This window comes from Aurantimonas sp. E1-2-R+4, assembly GCF_036549515.1.
In the GTDB taxonomy this organism is placed as follows: Bacteria; Pseudomonadota; Alphaproteobacteria; order Rhizobiales; family Rhizobiaceae; genus Aurantimonas; species Aurantimonas coralicida_A.
This window is the reverse complement of the sequence record NZ_JAZHLK010000001.1, coordinates 110,323-129,143: the sequence shown is the minus strand read 5'-3', so window position 1 is coordinate 129,143 and position 18,821 is coordinate 110,323. Positions and strand designations below refer to the sequence as shown.

The 18,821-nt window shown below is 63.8% G+C and carries 10 protein-coding genes; 4 read left to right on the top strand and 6 right to left on the bottom strand.

Going from position 1 to position 18,821, the window contains the following annotated elements:
• Positions 1–36 precede the first annotated feature (36 nt).
• Positions 37–1,437: a DNA polymerase IV gene (locus VQ045_RS00605; RefSeq protein ID WP_442879811.1), complete on the top strand. Its 1,401-nt coding sequence runs from the start codon at positions 37–39 to the stop codon at positions 1,435–1,437.
• Here VQ045_RS00605 and dnaE read toward each other — a convergent pair.
• Positions 1,432–4,902 (bottom strand): DNA polymerase III subunit alpha, encoded by a 3,471-nt coding sequence (gene dnaE / locus VQ045_RS00600; protein ID WP_331828813.1) that lies wholly within the window; start codon positions 4,900–4,902, stop codon positions 1,432–1,434. The two genes, VQ045_RS00605 and dnaE, sit on opposite strands and share 6 nt — an antisense overlap.
• Positions 4,903–5,087: 185 nt before the next feature.
• On the opposite strand from dnaE, the gene VQ045_RS00595 reads away from it, so the two are divergent.
• Positions 5,088–5,990 carry a DUF922 domain-containing Zn-dependent protease gene (locus tag VQ045_RS00595; protein WP_331828812.1) on the top strand — a complete coding sequence of 301 codons (903 nt, stop codon included), beginning with the start codon at positions 5,088–5,090 and terminating at the stop codon, positions 5,988–5,990.
• Positions 5,991–6,098: 108 nt separating this feature from the next.
• On the opposite strand, the gene VQ045_RS00590 is transcribed toward VQ045_RS00595, so the two are convergent.
• From VQ045_RS00590 to VQ045_RS00580, 3 genes are all read right to left on the bottom strand, one after another.
• The gene (locus tag VQ045_RS00590; RefSeq protein ID WP_331828811.1) at positions 6,099–7,130 is read right to left on the bottom strand and encodes an NAD(P)/FAD-dependent oxidoreductase; all 1,032 of its coding nucleotides are present in this window, start codon (positions 7,128–7,130) and stop codon (positions 6,099–6,101) included.
• 53 nt (positions 7,131–7,183) lie between these two features.
• Positions 7,184–7,504, bottom strand: coding sequence for a 2Fe-2S iron-sulfur cluster-binding protein (locus tag VQ045_RS00585; RefSeq protein WP_331828810.1), 321 nt, complete (start codon positions 7,502–7,504; stop codon positions 7,184–7,186).
• 217 nt (positions 7,505–7,721) lie between these two features.
• Positions 7,722–8,105 carry an Hpt domain-containing protein gene (locus tag VQ045_RS00580; RefSeq protein ID WP_331828809.1) on the bottom strand — a complete coding sequence of 128 codons (384 nt, stop codon included), beginning with the start codon at positions 8,103–8,105 and terminating at the stop codon, positions 7,722–7,724.
• Between the two features lie 436 nt (positions 8,106–8,541).
• Between VQ045_RS00580 and VQ045_RS00575 the strand changes: the two genes are divergently transcribed.
• Positions 8,542–15,384 carry a hypothetical protein gene (locus VQ045_RS00575; protein ID WP_331828808.1) on the top strand — a complete coding sequence of 2,281 codons (6,843 nt, stop codon included), beginning with the start codon at positions 8,542–8,544 and terminating at the stop codon, positions 15,382–15,384.
• A 289-nt stretch (positions 15,385–15,673) separates the two neighbouring features.
• Complete coding sequence (locus VQ045_RS00570; RefSeq protein ID WP_331828807.1) at positions 15,674–17,008, top strand: amidase family protein; 1,335 nt, start codon at positions 15,674–15,676, stop codon at positions 17,006–17,008.
• On the opposite strand, the gene VQ045_RS00565 is transcribed toward VQ045_RS00570, so the two are convergent.
• Positions 17,005–18,309, bottom strand: coding sequence for a TRAP transporter large permease (locus VQ045_RS00565; RefSeq protein WP_331828806.1), 1,305 nt, complete (start codon positions 18,307–18,309; stop codon positions 17,005–17,007). The genes VQ045_RS00570 and VQ045_RS00565 overlap by 4 nt on opposite strands.
• Positions 18,306–18,788, bottom strand: coding sequence for a TRAP transporter small permease (locus VQ045_RS00560; protein ID WP_327622261.1), 483 nt, complete (start codon positions 18,786–18,788; stop codon positions 18,306–18,308). The genes VQ045_RS00565 and VQ045_RS00560 overlap by 4 nt, the downstream gene beginning before the upstream one ends.
• Positions 18,789–18,821 lie beyond the last annotated feature (33 nt).

Sequence of the window (18,821 nt, the reverse complement as noted above, 5' to 3'; positions counted from 1 at the left end):
GGCTATTCTGGCCGCTGGGAATCGTCCGAGGTCGTGATGTCCATCCCACCCCATTTGCGGTTTTGCCGGGACTGCCTGGCCCGGGACGACACGGCGGGAGCGCGTTGTCGCGCCTGCGGCAGCCCGCGGGTCGTCGGTCATGGCGAGCTCGCCGAGCTCGCCATTGCCCATATCGATTGCGATGCCTTCTACGCGGCCGTCGAAAAGCGCGACCGGCCGGAGCTTCGCCAGCAGCCCGTGATCATCGGTGGTGGCCACCGCGGGGTCGTCGCCACCGCCTGCTATATCGCACGCATCCACGGCGTCCGTTCGGCCATGCCGATGTTCAGGGCGTTGAAGCTCTGCCCGGATGCGATTGTGCTGCCGCCGAACATGGCGAAATACGCCGAGGTCGGACGCGCGGTCCGCGACATGATGCTGGCCATCACGCCGCTGGTCGAGCCGCTGTCGATCGACGAGGCGTTTCTGGACCTGAGCGGCACGGAACGGCTTCACGGCCAACCGCCGGCGATGACCCTCGCGCACCTTGCGCGGGATGTGGAACGCGAACTCGGCATCAGCGTCTCGGTCGGCTTGTCGCACAACAAGTTCCTCGCCAAGATCGCCAGCGATCTGGAGAAGCCGCGGGGGTTCTCGGTGATCGGCCGCGCCGAAACCCTCGCATTTCTCCGCGACAAGCCGATCTCGATGATCTGGGGGGTCGGTGAAGCGATGGACCGAACATTGCAGCACGATGGGCTCGCAACCATCGGCCAGCTGCAGACGATGGACGAAGTTGGCCTGATCAAGCGATATGGCCGCATGGGGCAGCGGCTATACGGTCTCTCGCGCGGCATCGACATCCGCACGGTCGATCCGCGCGGCGATATGAAGAGCATATCGGCGGAAACGACATTCCATCACGACTTGTCGACGCGCGACCAGCTTGTTCCGGTTCTGCGCGCCTTGAGCGAAAAGGTCGCGCGACGTCTGAAAGCGACCGACCTGTCCGCTTCGACGATCGTTCTCAAGATGAAATCCGCGGATTTTCGGACACGCACCCGTAACCGCAAACTCCACGATCCGACGCGTCTGGCCGATCGGATATTCGAGACCGGTCTCGCCCTGATCGAAAAGGAGATCGATGGAACGCGGTTCCGGCTCATTGGTATCGGCTGCGCGGATTTTGGGCCCGCCGCCCTTGCCGACCCCGACGATCTCGTCGATCCGGGCGCTGCCAAGCGGGCCAAGGCGGAGGCAGCGCTCGATCGCCTGCGCGACCGCTTCGGCCAAGACTCGATCGAGACAGGCTATACGTTCCGGCAGGCCGCCGCTTCCGAGGGGCCCCGCCCAGCGCGGCGACACGAAAACACCCCGGCTACCCAGGAGTCCAAGAACGGCTCACTACAGGACACGCGCCCTCACCCTGCGGGCTACCTTCCCGTCAAACGCTTATAAAAGCTCGACGTCGAGGACCCCTGGCGCCGCCTTGACGGCGCTCGCCATCTGCGGCGAGACGCGGTAGCGGCCCGGAAGCATGATCTCGATCTCCCGTTCGCCGCCGTCGCGGACCAGAACGAGCGAGACCTCGCTGTCGCCATCGCCCTGGAGCTGACCGCGAAAACTTTGCAGCGGCGCGGCGTCGCGCATGAAGACACGCAGTGATTTCTGCATGCGCACCGCCTCGTCTTCCAGCGACTGAACCGACTGGACGCGGAACGAGATTCCCTCCGGCCGTTCCTCCGCCGACACCGTCACGATCACCGAGGTGCCGGGCTCGAGCATGTCGCGAAAGGCGTAGAGCGCTTCCGAAAACAGCACTACCTCGTACTGGCCGCTGGGGTCCGACAATTGGACGATTCCGAGCTTGCCGCCGCTCCGGGTCTTGCGCTCCTGCCGCGAGGTGACCGTACCAGCGAGTTTGCCGGCGCTGGCGCCCCGTTTCACACCAGCGACGACTTCCGCGTGGGTCTGCACCCGCAGCCGCTTCAACGTCGCCTTGTATTCGTCCAGCGGGTGGGCCGAGAGGTAGAAGCCGATCGCCTGGAATTCCCGCAACAATTTCTTCGACGCCATCCACAACGGCGCCGGGTTGAGCCGCAGCGGCTCCGGCGCGTCGCCGGCCGAGCCGAACATATCGTGTTGGCCCGATGTCCGGCCCTCATGGACCCGCAGCGCATAAGAGGACATCAGTTCGATATTGCCGCTCAACAGCGACCGGTCGTGGCCGAAACAGTCGAGCGCGCCCGCCGCGATGAGGAATTCGAGCGTGCGCTTGTTGACGATCTTCGGATCGATCCGGGCGCAGAAATCCTCCAGCGAGGCGAAACCCACGTCGCCGCGTCGCTCCACGATGTGCTCGACCGCATGTTCCCCGACGCCCTTGATCGCGGCGAGAGCATAGAAGATTCGGTTTTCACCCACCTCGAAGGATTTGTAGGATGTCCGGACGGATGGCGGCACGACCGCGATGCCGAGCCGCATCGCATCCATACGGAAATCATTGAGTTTTTCGGTGTTGCGCGCGTCGAGGGTCATCGAGGCGGCCAGGAACTCGACCGGATGGTTCGCCTTCAGATAGGCCGTCTGATACGCCACCAGGGCGTAAGCCGCCGCATGGCTCTTGTTGAAGCCGTAATCGGCAAACTTGGCCAGCAGGTCGAAGATCATGTTCGCCTGGGCCTTTTGCAGACCGTTCTTGACCGCGCCCTCGACGAAACGGACCCGCTGCTTGTCCATCTCCGCGCGAATTTTCTTGCCCATCGCGCGGCGCAAGAGGTCGGCTTCGCCAAGCGAGTATCCCGCAAGCACCTGCGCGATCTGCATCACCTGTTCCTGATAGATGATGACGCCCTGCGTCTCCTTCAGAATCGGCGCTATCATCGGGTGAATGAAGTCCGGCTCCTCCTCCCCGTGCTTGCGGGCGTTATAGGTCGGGATGTTCTCCATCGGACCCGGCCGATACAGCGCGACCAGGGCGATGATGTCCTCGAACCGGTCCGGGCGCATACCGATCAGCGCCTTGCGCATACCGACCGATTCCACCTGGAACACGCCCACGGTCTCGCCGCGGGTCATCATCTCGTAGCTCTTGGCATCATCGAGCGGGATAGCCGTGAGATCGATCTCGATGCCTTTTCGGGCAATGAGCTGCACCGCCGTCTGCAGCACCGTCAGGGTCTTCAGCCCAAGAAAGTCGAATTTGACCAGGCCCGCCGGCTCGACCCATTTCATATTGTATTGGGTCACCGGCATGTCAGAGCGCGGATCGCGGTACATCGGCACGAGCTGCGATAGCGGCCGATCGCCGATGACGATCCCCGCCGCGTGGGTCGAGGCGTGGCGGTAGAGCCCCTCCAGCTTCAGCGCGATCGAGATCAGCCGGTCGACGATCTCTTCCTTCTCGCGCGCTTCCTGCAGCCGCGGCTCCTCAACCAGCGCCTGGGCGAGTGTCACCGGGTTGGCGGGGTTCTGCGGCACCAGCTTGCAGAGCTTGTCCACCTGGCCGTACGACATCTCCAGCACACGGCCGACGTCGCGTAGCACTGCACGCGCCTGGAGCGTTCCGAAGGTAATGATCTGGCCGACCTGCTCGCGCCCGTATTTCTCCTGGACGTAGCGGATCACCTCCTCGCGCCGTTCCTGGCAGAAATCGATGTCGAAGTCCGGCATCGAGACGCGTTCGGGGTTGAGGAAGCGTTCGAAGAGCAGTGAAAAGCGAAGCGGGTCGAGATCGGTGATCGTCAGGGAATAGGCGACGAGCGAACCGGCACCCGAACCTCGGCCGGGCCCAACCGGAATCCCCTGCCCCTTGGCCCACTTGATGAAGTCCGAAACGATCAGGAAGTAGCCTGGGAACTTCATACGCTCGATGATCGACAGCTCGAAATCCAGGCGCTCGCGGTAGCTCGCCTCGGTCTCGCCGGGGGCCAGGCCGTGCGCCGCGAGCCGCTTCTCCAAGCCTTCGACGGCCTGCCGGCGAAGTTCGGTGGTTTCCGCGCCCTCCGCCTCGACCGGGTCGGCGTCGGCGCCGGCGAAACGCGGCAGGATCGGCGCCCGCGTCGTTGGTCGGTAGGAACAACGCCGGGCGATCTCGACCGTATTGTGAAGGGCTTCCGGCAAATCGGCGAACAGCACCGCCATTTCGCCCTGTGATTTGAGGCTGTGATCCCGCGAAAGCCGACGCCGATCCTCGTGACTGACCAGCCGGTTGCTCGCCACCGCCATCAGCGCGTCATGGGCCTCGAAGTCGTCGCGGCCAAAAAAGAACGGCTCGTTGGTCGCCACGAGGGGAAGCGAGAAATCATAGGCTAGCCGAACCGTTCCGGCCTCCACCTTGCGGCTCCGCCCTTCCTGGCGCTGCAGTTCGACATAGAGCCGGTCGCCGAAAATCGCGGCCAGACGCTCCAACCGGGTCCGGGCGATCGCCTCCCGGTCGGCGGCAAGCGCCGCGCCGATCGGCCCCAGCGGCCCGCCAGTCAGGGCGATCACCCCCTCGGCCCGCTCCGCCACCCAATCGAACAAGACGTGCGGTTTGGGGCTATCCGGATGTCCGAGATAGGCTAGCGAAACGATTTCGACGAGATTGGCGAACCCCACCTCGCTCGCGGCGATCAACACCAGCGGCGCGATCGACGCCAAATTCCGGTCCTTGCGGCCGCCGCGCTCCTCAGACTCGGTATCGCCAAAGTCGACGTCGAGCTGACATCCGATAATCGGCTGTATGCCGGCCTTCGCGGCCTTTTCGGAAAACTCCAGTGCGCCGAACAAGTTGTTCGTGTCACTGATGCCGATCGCCGGCAATCCGTCCGTCTTGGCGAACTGGATGATCTGGTCCAGCCGCAACGCGCCTTCCAGCAGCGAAAACGCGCTATGGACCCGAAGGTGAATGAATTTCGGATCGCATTCCACCGGTTCCGTCATGGCCGATCACCCCGTCTTTACTGGCTTCGGCACCGCGGCACGACACCGATTGGAGGACCCGTCCCGTTTCCGCGCAAACCGCGTCAGAGCAAAGCCCTACGCGCATCGCCCAAGAGGTAACCCAAGCCGTTCGACGGGGTAAGGCCCGAACCGTCCGATCCCCAGAAAACGCTGCATTAAACCGCGTGGATCAGAAGACTCAGGCTGAGGACGAAACCCGACACAGCGGCGAGAGACAGCAAATCCTTGGCGAAGGTGAGCATAGTGCGTTCCTTTTTCGTTCTATGTTCTCTATATGTTCCTTTTACCAGGACGTTGTCAAGGCGGATGTCGGACGGGCCGGTCGTGGAAGGAGCTGGCCGTTCGCGCCGGCCTTCCGCAGCCCTGTGTTTTATGGCGGCCGATGGGCGGCGCTTGTGTTGCGCGCGCGATCCGGTAGCGTGTCCCTTACGAACTTCTTGTCGCAAGGAATCTGTGCAATGCGCGCGGGTATGGGATCGATCGTGGTGGGCCTTGCCTGGCTATGGGCGGGCGTCGCCAATGCCGGGTCGGTCGATCAGGAAACCAGCTATTTCGCCGTTCGCGGCTCGACGCTTGCCGAGCTGGACGAGGATCTCAACCGACAGGGTCCCTATGTCGCCGAGACCGGTCTGCGCCACCCCGGTGCGACCGAGGTAAAATTCGACGGCAAAGTGACTTACAAGAAGGTTGCCAAAGGTTGTGCGGTCGACCGCGCGGATTTGGGGCTCGCGCTGCACATCACCCTGCCGAAATGGACGCCACCCAAGCGTGTCTCCGCGCGCACGGTGCTGGTTTGGCGGACGCTCGAAGCAGACATCAAGCGCCATGAGAACCAGCACGCGACCATTGCCAAGACGTGGCTGAAGCGGATGGAGATGGCGGTCAGGAACCTGCGAACTGAGCGAACCTGCGCCGACATGGAAATGCATGTGAACACGGTCACGCAGCGCTATCTTGCGGGCCACGAGCAGGCGCAGATCGAATTCGACACGATCGAAGGTCGTGAAGTCAATTTCCGGCTCCGGCGCGCCCTTAATCGCAACCTGTGGGGCGAAGCCGGCGGGTAGGATCAAAAAAGCGGCGGCACCATGGCGAGCAACGGCGAAAACCGCAGTCTCGCAATGGCCATAGCCTTCGGTGTGGCCTGGGGCCGTGAGAGCAGCCACCCACCTTACCTATTTGATGCCGCCCACTCCCAGCTTCTTCTGCAGGTTGGTCGACGACGTCGTGTACTGAAACACGACCCGGTCGTCGGGGTGAACGATGCGTTTGGCCGCCTGCGTCATCAATGCCGCCTCGTGAAATCCGGAGAGGATCAGCTTCAACTTGCCCTCGTACCAGTTGATGTCGCCGATGGCGAAAATGCCCGGCTCGGACGTCTCGAATCTGGCGGTATCGACGGGAATGAGATTTTCGTGAAGGTTCAGCCCCCAGTTGGCGACTGGTCCCAGCTTCATCGTCAGACCGAAGAACGGCAGCATGCGGTCGGCGGTCACCTCGACGTCGCCGTCGGGGCCTTTGACGATGGCGCCTTGCATGACGCCGTCACGGCCGACGATGCTCGTCACCTGCCCCATCTGAAACGTGACCTTACCCGCTTCGCGCAACGCCATCATTTTGGCGACGCTGTCGGGCGCCGCGCGGAACTGGTCGCGTCGGTGGACCAGGGTCAGGCTTTTCACGATCGGCTGCAGGTTCAGCGTCCAATCCAGCGCGGAGTCGCCGCCACCGACGATGAGGACATCGCGGCCGCGGAACTCGTCCATGCGGCGCACCGAGTAGAAGACGCTGGTTCCTTCATAGACCTCGATGCCCGGCACCGGCGGCCGCTTGGGCTGGAACGAGCCGCCGCCGGCCGCGATGACGACGACCTTGCACTCGAATTCCTCGCCTTCGTCGGTCGTCACCAGGTAACCCCCGCCGCCGAGCCGCTCCAGACTGGTCACCATGCGGTTGAAGTGGAAGGTCGGGTGAAACGGCTCGATCTGCTGCAGCAGTTTCTCGGTGAGGTCGTGGCCCGAAATCACCGGCCATGCGGGAATGTCGTAGATCGGCTTTTCAGGGTAGAGCTCGGCACATTGACCGCCGGGTCGGTCTAGAATGTCGATCAAATGGCATTTGAGATCGTAGAGCCCCAGCTCGAATACGGCGAACAGCCCGACCGGACCGGCCCCGACGATCACCACATCGGTCTTCACGCGCTGCATCGAAACAAGTCTCCGTTGGGCTTTTCCCCGCGAATGGGGAAGCGGCGCGCCTTTCAGGCCTGGCGTTCCGGCACGGTCAGAACGAGCCCGTCCAGTTCGTCGCAGATCTTGATCTGACAGGACAGCCGCGAGTTCGGACGCACATCGTAAGCGAAGTCGAGCATGTCCTCTTCCATCGCCTCGGGCTCGCCAGTCTTTTGTGTCCAGGCGTCGTCGACATAGACGTGGCAGGTCGCACATGCGCAGGCGCCACCGCATTCCGCTTCAATCCCGGGGACATCGTTCTTGATCGCGTTCTCCATTGCCGTCGAGCCGTTCGGCGCATCGACGTCGTAACGGGTTCCGTCCGGGGACAGGAAGGTGATCTTTGTCATGCCTGCAACGCTCTGCTCTCGGTTTCGGGGACAGGATCGACCCCCAACAGACGGGGCCAAGAAACGCATGACCAAGGACCAATGATGTCCTGGCCATCGCGCGCGCCTTGCCCGGACCGAACGGGCTACGGCTCGCTCATTCGCTTCGTTAGAGTTTGGCGCCGACGAAAGTCAACAGGAACACGATGGCAGCGACGATGACGCGAGGGCGGCCGCGTCAGCCGAGTAGCGAGCGGACAAACCGAGCGGTCTGATTGAGTTCAGAACGCAAGGCCGCCACAGCCTCGTCGTCGAGAACCGATACCTCGAAGCGTTGGGCCGCATCGGCAAGCGGAAATGCGCCGATATTACGGGCCGTCCCTTTGAGCGCGTGAGCGATAAATCGACATTCGTCTGCGCTAGCAATTTCAAGGCGGCCTTCGAACAATTCGAGGTGCCGCAGCAGGAGCCCGAGCACTTCGGTCTCAAGCCCCCTATCGCCCGAGGTCTGACGGGCGAGGTGCACCAGATCGATCGGCCGCCGCCCCGACGGACATCGGACCGCACCGTCCGCCAATTCGATGGTAGAAGCCTCTTCCATCTGCCGTGTTGCCGCTGCCATACTCATTCTCCGAACCCGAGACATCCGCGAGTCGACCGGCTATCCTGTTCAATCCCAGTTGCATCGCAGCCCCAACCATCAGCAATCAGGATGGAGATAAGCTTAAATTTATTGGACGAATTAAGGGTGTGCGGCGGCCAGATGGAGCAGCGTGGCCGCGGCGCAACCCTTGCTCCCACGGCCACGATCGAAAATTCTGTGCATTTCTCGCCAGATCGTTAACCTTATGTTTAAACTTGTACCTATCGGACCGTTTTACGGTTTCTTTCAACGACGTCGCTAACTAGCATGAAGCATGCGAAACTGCCTGTCAGCCGCCTCCGGTCGACCAGGCATCTGCGCATGCCGCATCGGTTGGGGGCGCTACTCTCTTGCTCCGCCGCGGCGACCGTCGGCGTGACGGGTTCATAGTAACGAGTATTGAGGCGCGACAGCGATGTCCAAGACCAAATCCTTCGACCAGCTCACCGACGACGCGGTCAACGAAATCGAAGAGGCGCTTCGGGTCGATTTCGAGGAACCGGGCAATTCGGACGATCTGAAGGAGGCGTCAGGTCATCTTGAGGAAAGCGCATCCGCCGATGCGACGAAGGTCGAATTTTCGCTCGACGATTTCGAGCGCCAGATCAATGAAACGGCAGGCCGCCTGCGTACGGAAGAAAACGCCGTACCCTCGGGCGGAGCAAGACGCGCTTCGGTTTCCGACCTGGTCGGCGGTGGCCGGGCGAAAGCTCCGATGAGTGCGGCTCCCACCGAGAAAGCAGCCCAGCCGTCAAAAATCGCGCCGGATTCGACTGCGAGACCATCCCGCGATAGCGGTACTTCAACGCGTCCTCAACAGGCTGGCGAGCCCGCAACGGTGGGACCGTCGGCGCCTCGGAGCGCGGAACCGCCGCGCGCCTACGCCCAGTCCGCCGCCAACGACGAGCAAAGACGCACGACCGTCATGGCGCAAGCGCTGCTCGACCGGCGGGCCTCCAGCGCTCCCATATGGATCGCGCTTGCCGTATCGATCGCCTGGATCGGATTCGTCGGCTTCATGGCATCGGGTCTTTATGGCATCGATGTCGCCACGCTTTCCAGCGGCCTGGTCAGTCCGGCGCGGCAGCGTGACCTGCTCCTGCTGACGGCCGTCGCCCTCGTTCCGGTTCTGTTGATCTTCGCCTTCGCCGTCATGATCCGCCGTGCCGCCGATTTGCGCCTGACGAGCCGTTCGCTCGCCGAAGTGGCGCTGCGTCTCGCCGAGCCCGAAACGATCGCGACGGAACGGGTGATGAGCGTCGGCCAGGCGGTTCGTCGCGAGGTGGCCGCTCTCGGAGAGGGCGTCGAGCGCGCACTGTCGCGCACCTCCGATCTGGAAAACATCATCAGCACCGAGGTCGGTGCCCTCGAGCGGGCGTATGCCGACAACGAAGGCAAGATTCGCACGCTCGTCCAGGATCTGGGAACAGAGCGTGAGGCGATGCTGTCGCACGCCGAGCACCTCCGCTCCTCCGTCGTCGGTTCGCATCAGCGGCTCGTGGAGGATGTCGATCAGACGTCCGAACACATCCTGCAGCGGATCGAGGAGGCATCCCAGCGTTTCACCAGTCTGCTCGACGAGCGCGGCGAGGCATTTGCCCGCGACCATGTGAAGCGTAGCGAGAATTTCATAGCCATGTTCGAGGAGCGCAGCCGCCTCGCCAGTGAAACCATTGCCGCCAACAGCGAGAGCCTGATGGCCCGGCTGACTGGGGCCGGCGACGCGGCGAGTGAACGGCTGAACGCGACCGGCGACGAGGTCGGGCACCTGCTGGAAAATAGGACGGCCGAGATCAAGAACCGGTCGGTGGAACTCCTCGATCAGCTCGAATCCGTAAGCCAAGACATCGAGAGCCGCCTTGTTGCATCTGGCGACGCGGCCTCCGGCCTGCTGAAATCACGTGGCGAAACGCTCGCGGCGAACAGCGAGAAATTTCTCACCGATCTCACCAGCCTTCTGGACGACCGTGCCATTGGCATCGCGATGGACGGCGAAACCTTCCTGGCCAGCCTGGATGGCGCGTTCGAGGAGCGGATGCGCGAAATCGGCGAAAAGAACGGTTTGTTCCTCACCAGTCTCAACGAGAGCGTCGACTCGCGCAGCCGGAAACTGGAGGAAGAATCCGGACGCTTCCTGGAGGTCCTCGACACCAGCCTCGTCGAGCGCACCGAGCGCGCCACCCAGATTCTCGCCGACGCCAACAGCCGGACCATCGGCGATCTCGACGAACGGATTGCGTCGATCGATCGCACATTGGCCGACCGCGGCGGCTTGCTGGTCACCAACATCGAACAGCGGGCCGATGCGATCGAGCGTTCGACCGATCGCATCACGGCGGCTCTGGAGACGCGCACCAAGGACTTCGCGGGGGTGCTTTCCGAGCGGACACAGGAGATCGTCGAGGCCTTCCAGTCCGGCCATTCGGATCTTTCGATGAAAGCCAGCGATGCGGTAGCGCTGACGCAGATGGCGCTCGAGGCCCGCACGAGCGAATTGCGCGCCCTCTTTGACGAGCGTGTTGCGGGCTTCGACGGTCTGATGGAAGAACGGACGGGCAAGCTCGCCGGCACCATCGACGATCGCTTGTTGGCCTTCGATCTGGCCAGTGACAGCCGCGTCGACAATATTGCGCAGCGGGCCGACGAGATGGACGCTGCCCTGGAGCGGACGGCGGAGCGCCTCGAGACCTTGCTCGAACAACGCCGCGCCGAGATCGAGGCCTCGATCGAACGCGGGGCGGAAGGAGTGCGTACGGCGTTCGATGGCCGGGCAAGCGCGCTCGAAGAGACCATTGCCTCTCACGGCGAGAATCTCGACGCGTCCTTCGCTTTCGCGCAGCAGAGTCTGCTCGGCAACCTCGAAGAGCGTGGTTCCAGCCTGACTACCGCCATCGAGGAAACCGTTGCTCGCATGGAAGACCTCATCGGCGCGAGTGAGGGTGCCCTGGCCAAGGGTATCGACGAACGGACGAGCGCGTTGGCCAACCTTCTCGACGAGCGCCAACAAGCCATGCGCACGACGCTCGACGAACGAACGAGCCTGTTGCGGTCGGCTTCGCAAGAAAGCCACAGCGCCCTTCTGGCCGCGCTCGACGAACGAATTGCCGGAATTTCCGGCGGCTTCGACGACGCCGTGCGCCATGTCGCCGACGAGCTCTCCGAGCGCGTCCAGTCGCTGCGAACCGTCATCGAGGATTCGCGCCTTGCGATCGTTGGAGACGTCGACAGAAACACCGAGCGCCTGCGCGGCGAGATGGACGAGCGGACCGAGGACTTTGGAAATCGGATCGCTGTCAGCGCCGGGTCCCAGCTCGCGGCGATCGAGAGCGCCTTGTCCCTCGTGGTCGAGGGTCTCGACGAACGGACCGCACAGCTACAAAACGCGGCGGATGGGGTCGCGACCTCTCTGCGTGACGAACTCGATGGCCGCTTCGAGACCATTCGCTCCGTCATGGCCGAAGGTCGCGAGACGTTGATCGGTGATCTGGACGGGCGTACCCGCATCATCGCCGACGAGATCGGCGATCGGGTGATGCGCGTCGGCGAAGGGCTGGATGCCCGCACGGCCGCGCTACGCGGCATTGTCGAGGAGGCGCGCACCATTCTGGTCGATGGTCTCGACGAGCGCATGGCGGCGATTCACGCCGTTGTCGACGGCTCGCAGGGATCACTCCTTGCCGGTCTCGACGAGCGCACGGCTCGGATCGGCGAGGAATTCGATTCCGGCCGCGCGTCGATCGCCGCGGCAATCGAGGATCGCGTCAAAGGTATCAGCGACGCGCTGTTCGATGCCGATCTACGCCTCGCTTCGGTGCTTGAAGAGCGTCGCGATAGCCTCGCCGCGATCGTCGAGGAAGCCGCGCGCTCCGCAGCCGCAACACTCGGCGACCGTGCCGATGACGTCCGCCGCGCCATCGAGCAAAGTGTCGGTGACGTCTCGTCGTCCTTGGAGCTTCGGCGCAACGATCTCGTATCGGCGTTGGAAACCGGCTCGACCACCCTCACCGGCGCGCTGGACGAGCGGACCGACGCGATCTCCGCCGCGCTCGAGCGGGGCCTCGGCAATGTCGAGCGTACGTTGAACAATCGCGCTGCGATGATCGCGGAATCGCTCCGTCAAACGGTGACGGCGGCCACCACCGCGTTGAGCGAGGAAACGGGCCGCGCCCGCGAGAGCCTCGAAGCCGAAGGCAACAAGATTTCCGCAAGTGTCTCCGGCATCGATCGCTTGTTCCTGGCGTCCGGAGAAGAGGCCCGCGTCAAGATCGCCGGTGAAGCCGATCGTCTTGCCGAGCGTCTCGGCGCCCTGGCCGATGATCTGGCGAGCCGCTCGGCCGAGGCCAGCGCCACCCTCGTCGGTGAAGGCGGCCGGATTGCCGAAAACATCGGCGGCGCGGCGGAAGTGATCCGTTCGCTGTCCGAGCAATCGCGCACGCGGTTCGCCACCGAAGCGGATGAACTTGCCAGGACCATGGCCGATCTGTCGGGTCGCCTGCGCGAAGAGGGACAGGGCGTGCGCGAGGAACTCGCCGGACAGCGTCTGGCCCTCGTCGACAGTCTCGCCGGGATCACCACGTCCGTCGAGAGCCAGCTGGCCCGCAACACCGAGAGCTTCGCGGCCCAGATCGGCGCGGCCAGCGAGCGGATTCGCTCGGCGGGTGACGAAAGCCGCGAGCGATTTGTTGCCGATGCCGGTGAGATCGCGAGCCAGGTCGAAAATGCCTCGGCGAAGATGCGTGAAATGACCGAAGTGGCGGAAGTCGCGCTGCGCGAAAACACGGAAGGCTTTGCACGCCGACTGTCCGGCACCTCGTACCAGTTGCGCACGGAAACCGACCGCGTGGCGGGAACCCTTGAGGAGCGTTCGCAGCGCTTTACGGAGGAACTTGCCGGCGTTTCGGAGCGCTTGTCCGAAATGTTGAGCTCGAACACGCTCAGCAGCGAACTCTCCGGGGCAACGGAGCTTATCCGCAGCGAGCTCGCCAACGCATCGCAGTCGATGCGTGACGGCGTCATGGAGGTTGCCTCGCAACTGCGCGGCGACGTTACGGACGCCTCGCAGAGCCTGCTTCGCGACGCCGACGGCGCGCGCGAGGAAATGATGGTTCGGAGCCGCGAGCTCGCCGACCACCTCGCCTCGATTTCGAGCGCGATCCGGGTCGAGACCGAGCGCGCCCGCGAGCAACTCCTGGAAAGCGCTGGAACGGTCGGCGAAGACCTGTCGAACAGGATGAGTCAGTCCGAGCAGGCCATCGCGGCCCGCGCCCGGATGATGGGCGAGGAACTCGATGCCAAGACCCGCGATCTGACCACACTGTTGAGCGCGCGCACGGCGGATATCTCGCGCATTCTCGACGAAGAGGCCCGGCCGATGTTCGATCGCCTCGGCGAGAACGGGTCCGAGTTCGCCCAATTGCTCGAACATAGTACCAGGGATGCCTCCGAGCGCCTCCGGGCGGAGAACGCAGCTCTCGTCGCCGCGCTCGGCCGGCGGGCCAGCGAAACGATCGATAGTCTCAATCAGTCCTCCAACGAGATTCTCGGCGCATTGGACGAGAAGACGTCAACCGCAGTCGGCCTCGTTGCGGATATGCGCGATCAGCTGCAGCACGAGGTTGGATCCCTGATCGGCCGCCTGTCGCAGACGAGTGGTTCGCTGCGCGGGCTCGTCGAGGAAACCGCGAGCAATCTCGGTGCAATCGACGCGACTTTGCAGGAGAGCGGGACGCGCTTCACGCAGGGCGCCGAGCAGGCCTCCAATTCGATCTCGCTGTCCTCGCGCCTTCTGGAAAGCAATGTCGAGCGTCTCGACAAGCTGTCGATGACCGCCTTCTCCAAGGTCGCCAGCATCGCCGACCGGTTTCAGGAGCACGGAGCCGTCCTCGCAGAGGCCGTGCAACTCATCGATACCAGCGAGGCCACGCTGCGCTCCACCCTGGAGGGTGGACATGGCGGCATCGAAGAGCTCTCAGCCGGGCTGGTAAAGCGCTCCGAGGAAATCGGCGAGCTGATGCGTTCCTTCGAGGGGGTCATGGACGGCCTGTTCGATCGGACCGAACAGCGCTCCCGTCTGATCTCGACGCGGCTCTCTTCCGAGGTCGGGGAAACCCTCGGCGAGGCTGATCGCAAGATGCAGGGAGCGGAACAACGATCGCGTGCCACGGCCGAGGCCATGCGCGATGCGGTCCAGTCGGTGATCGAGGACGCGAGCCAGCGTTTCGAAGGCGCAACCGAGGAAATGCGCCGCACTGCCGCTGAGATTCGCCAGGAGCTCGAAGCGGCCCGAAGCGAGATCAAACGCGGTGTCGTCGAATTGCCGGAGGAAACGCGCACGAGCACCGAGGCGATGCGGCGGGCGGTCTCGGACCAGATCCGGGCACTGCGCGATCTTTCCGAAGTCGTCTCTCAATCCGGCCGCGCCTTCGACGTGTCGACTCGTGGCGCGGCGCCGACGCGGTCCGCTGCGGCGGCTCCGCAACCGGCCAGCGCAAAGCGCCGGGTGGCACCGCAGACAACGCAGCCCTCCCCGGATGCCGAGCTGACGGAGGAGCAGGAACGCGATGTCGAGGAGCAGATCGCGGCGTCCTTCATGACTGACGGAAATCTGGCGCGGGACCTGCGCGGCTCGAACTTTGATCCGCCAAGCCGCACGGGAACCACACCGGCAAAGTCTGCCGAGATGCGCTCGACCGAGCCTCGGCCCAGCGGCGACCACTCGTTGCCGATGCGCCCGGCGGCACAATCAGGCGAGACGGCAGGCCCTCCTGAAGCTGGCGGCCGTTCGGGCGGCTGGGTGTCGGACCTTCTGCGTCGGGCCTCGCGCGACGAGGAGCAGGGTGGAAGTTCCGCGTTGAATCCAGACGAGCCGCAGCCGGCAGTGCGTTCGCCGCAAGCGGCCCGTTCGCCAGACTCGGTGATGGACTCGCTGAATTCACTGTCCGTCGATATCGCGCGGGCCATCGACCACAAGGCATCGGTCGAGCTGTGGGACCGCTATCGCAGCGGCGAACGCAACGTCTTTACCCGCCGTCTCTACACGATGAAGGGGCAGCAGACCTTCGACGAAATCCGTCGCAAATATCAGCGCGACGGCGAGTTCAAGAAGGCCGTGGACCGCTATCTCTCAGACTTCGAGAGCTTGCTCGGCGATATCGCGAAGAAAGATCCTGAGAACAACCTCACAAAGACCTATCTCACGTCGGACACGGGCAAGGTCTACACCATGCTGGCCCATGCTTCGGGCCGGTTCGACGGCTGATCGAGGCGGATAATCGGACGTTCAGCGCCTCGCTCCGACCATGCTGATCGAGAAAATCGGCATGGTCGAGCTTGGCGAAGAGGTCTCCAACGTTCGACGGCTCAGGGACCCGAATGAGTCCCCGGTCCTGTAACGAGGACGACCGACAAAATCCTGGTGAGTGAAGCATGCCGCCTACGGCGAAGGCGTGTCCTTCGGCCACCGTTCACCCGAAAACGAGCCAAGCAGAGCTCTGTCGAACCATAAGGGCGGCGCCTCGGCCTGCCGCTGACAAGCAGGAGGAATTCCCATGCCCGGCCTCTCGCCTCTAAGCCGCCTGTCCGGCCGTCTCAGCTTTCGCGCGGCCGAGCGAACAGCCGCCGCGATCGGCCGGGTTGAAGCCTTGAGCGATGAGGCGGTCGGGAGAATCTTCACCCGCTTCGATGCGGTAAAAGTGATGCGTGCGGCGGAAGCGCTTGATCGCGACCCCACCCTGCGGCAAGGCCCCCTCGCCGGCCTGACCATCTCGATCAAGGACCTCTTCGATGAAGCTGGCGAGATTACCACGGCGGCGTCCGTCTATCTGGCCGACAGAGCGCCGGCCGAAGCGGACGCCGCGGCGGTGGCACGATTGAAATCGGCGGGCGCCATCCCCTTCGGCCGAACCACCATGTCGGAATTCGCCTATTCCGGAGTCGGGCTGAATCCGCATTTCGGCACGCCCGGCAATAGCCACGACCCGTTACGGATACCGGGCGGATCGACGTCGGGCGGCGCGCTGAGCGTGGCTCTCGGCCTCGCCGATGTCGCGCTCGGATCGGACACCGGCGGTTCCGTGCGCATACCGGCGGCGTTCAACGGGCTGGCCGGCTTCAAGCCGACCCAAGCGAAGGTGCCGCTCGACGGTGCCTTTCCGCTGTCGCAGTCCTACGACAGCGTCGGCCCCCTCGCCAGAGATATCCGGATCTGCGCTGGCGTCCATGCCGTCCTCAGTGGCGAGTCACCGCCAACCTTGCCAAGACGGGAAACCAAGGGTTTGCGAATCGGTGTCGTCCGCACGGTTCTCACCGAGGGCCTCGACGAGCAGGTGGCTGCCGACTTCGCCTCCGTCCTCCAGGTGCTGGCCGACAACGGCGTCGAGCTAGTCGACGTCGACATGCCGGCCCTCGCCCAGGCGGGAGCGATCAATCGGGTGATCGTGGCCTCGGAAGCGCACCGCGTCCACGCCGATCATCTCGATGCGCTGGAGACGGTCGGCGACCCGCGGGTGCTCAAGCGGATCATGGCCGCGGCGAGCTTCGCGCCGGACGAGGAAAAGCACGCGCGGGTGGAGCGATCCGCCGCCCAGGCCGCCTTTGTCGGTCTCGCGGCGGATTTCGACGCCTTCATCGCCCCAACGATTCCGATCGTTCCGCCGCTGATCGCGGAGGTGGAGGCCGATTACGATCGGCTCAACGCCCTGGTTCTACGCAATCCATCGACGGTCAATTGTCTTGACGGTTGCGCCGCGACGATCCCGATGCATGCCGCCGGATCGCTGCCGACGGGTCTGATGGTCTTTGGCCCCGGCGGAGCGGACTGGGATATCCTCGCGATCGCCCAATGTTTCGAGCCTCTCGCCCGACGTGGCGCGTCGAAGGATTAGTTGACGAACTGCGGCATCAAGAGGCGTGGTAGCCAGAGTGTGATGGAAGGGAAAAGAACGACCAGCACCAGGATGGTCAGCATCGGCAGCAGGATGAACGCCACGTCACGCATCGCCGCCTTCACCGGAATCCCGCCGATCGAACACGAGATCAGCAGACAGAGCCCGTATGGCGGCGTCACCAGACCGAAGGCGAGGCTGATGATGCCGATCATGGCGAAGTGGATCGGGTGCATCCCGACCTCGAGGGTCACCGGATAGAGCACGGTGCCGAGGATGATGATGGCCGGAATGGCGTCGATGAAGAGGCCGATGATCAGGAAGGCGATCGCGACCGCGAAACCCATTTCGACGATTCCAAGATCCAGGACTTGCACATAGCTGACAAGGGCCGCGGGAATTCTGAAATAGGCCAGCGTCCAGCCAAAGGCGCTCGCGGTGCCGATGCAGAACAGGGCGATCGCCGCAAACCGGCCGGTATCATAGAAGACATGGGCGACTTCGCGCGGACCGACCGCGCGGTAGACGATCAGGCCAAGAACGAGTGCATAGAGCGCAGCGACGACCGATGCTTCGGTCGGCGTGAACAGACCGCCGACGATACCGCCAACGATGATGACCGGCGTCAGCAGCGCCAGCAGAGCCCCCACCAGGGCGCTGGCGAATTCGCCAAGCGTCGCGCGGCCGTGCGGTTGCATGCCATGCCGGTGGGCATAGACGTAGACCGCCACCATCATCGCCATCCCAATCAGGATGCCGGGCAGGATGCCGGCGACGAAGAGGCCGCCGATCGACACCGACATCAAGCCGCCCCAGACGACCATCAGGATCGACGGGGGGATGATGACGCCCATCACCGACGAACAGGCCGTGACCGCCACCGAGAAGGACGGGGAGAAACCCTCCTTCTTCATTTGCGGAATCAGCAGCGACCCGATCCCCGCCGCGTCGGCGGTGGAACTGCCGGAAATGCCGGCGAAGAACATCGAGACGACCACGTTGACGTGGCCGAGCCCGCCCGGCAGGTGGCCGACCATCGCGCGGGACAGGCGGATCAGCCTGTCGGTAATTCCGGCCGCGTTCATCAAATTGGCGGCGAGCAGAAAGAACGGCACGGCCAGAAGGACGAAGGAATTGTAGGAGCGGAACATCTCCTGCAGCACCAGCACCGGTGTCAGGCGAGGCTCGATGAAGAAAACCGGGATGCAGGCAAGCGCCAGGGCGAACGCGACCGGCACGCGCAGGATTATGAGAAGAAACAGAAGACCGAACAAAATGCTCGCGACAGTGCCCGGCGTCATGCCGCGGTACCTTTGGCGACGGCGATCTCCTCGACGATCTTTTCGATCACGAAGAGCGTCGTCACCACGCCGGTCAAAGGCCAGGCGACGAAAATCCAGTTCATCGGCAGGGCCGCGATTTCCGACTTCTGGTACCAGCCGAACAGCATGAAGTCCCAGCCATACCAGATGAAGATCAGGGCGACCGCGAGGATCATGAGCTGGACGAAAATGCGTTTGGCCGCCTCGACCTTGGCGTTGGCTGACACCGGAAGCACTTCCAGGTCGAAATGCGTGCCGTCCCGCACCGCGCACATGGCGCCGACCATGATCATCCAGACGAAGCAGAACCGCGCAATTTCCTCGGTCCAGATGTAGCGCGGGACGATCCCGGTGAACCGGGAAAGGATCTGCGCCGTGACTGGGACGAGCAGACCGGCAATGAGCAGTCCAAGCGCTAGCCTAAGCACGAGGTGGATGGCGTCGAGAACGCGGGTCATGATCGTCCTGTGAGGTGAAACGAACGAAACCAG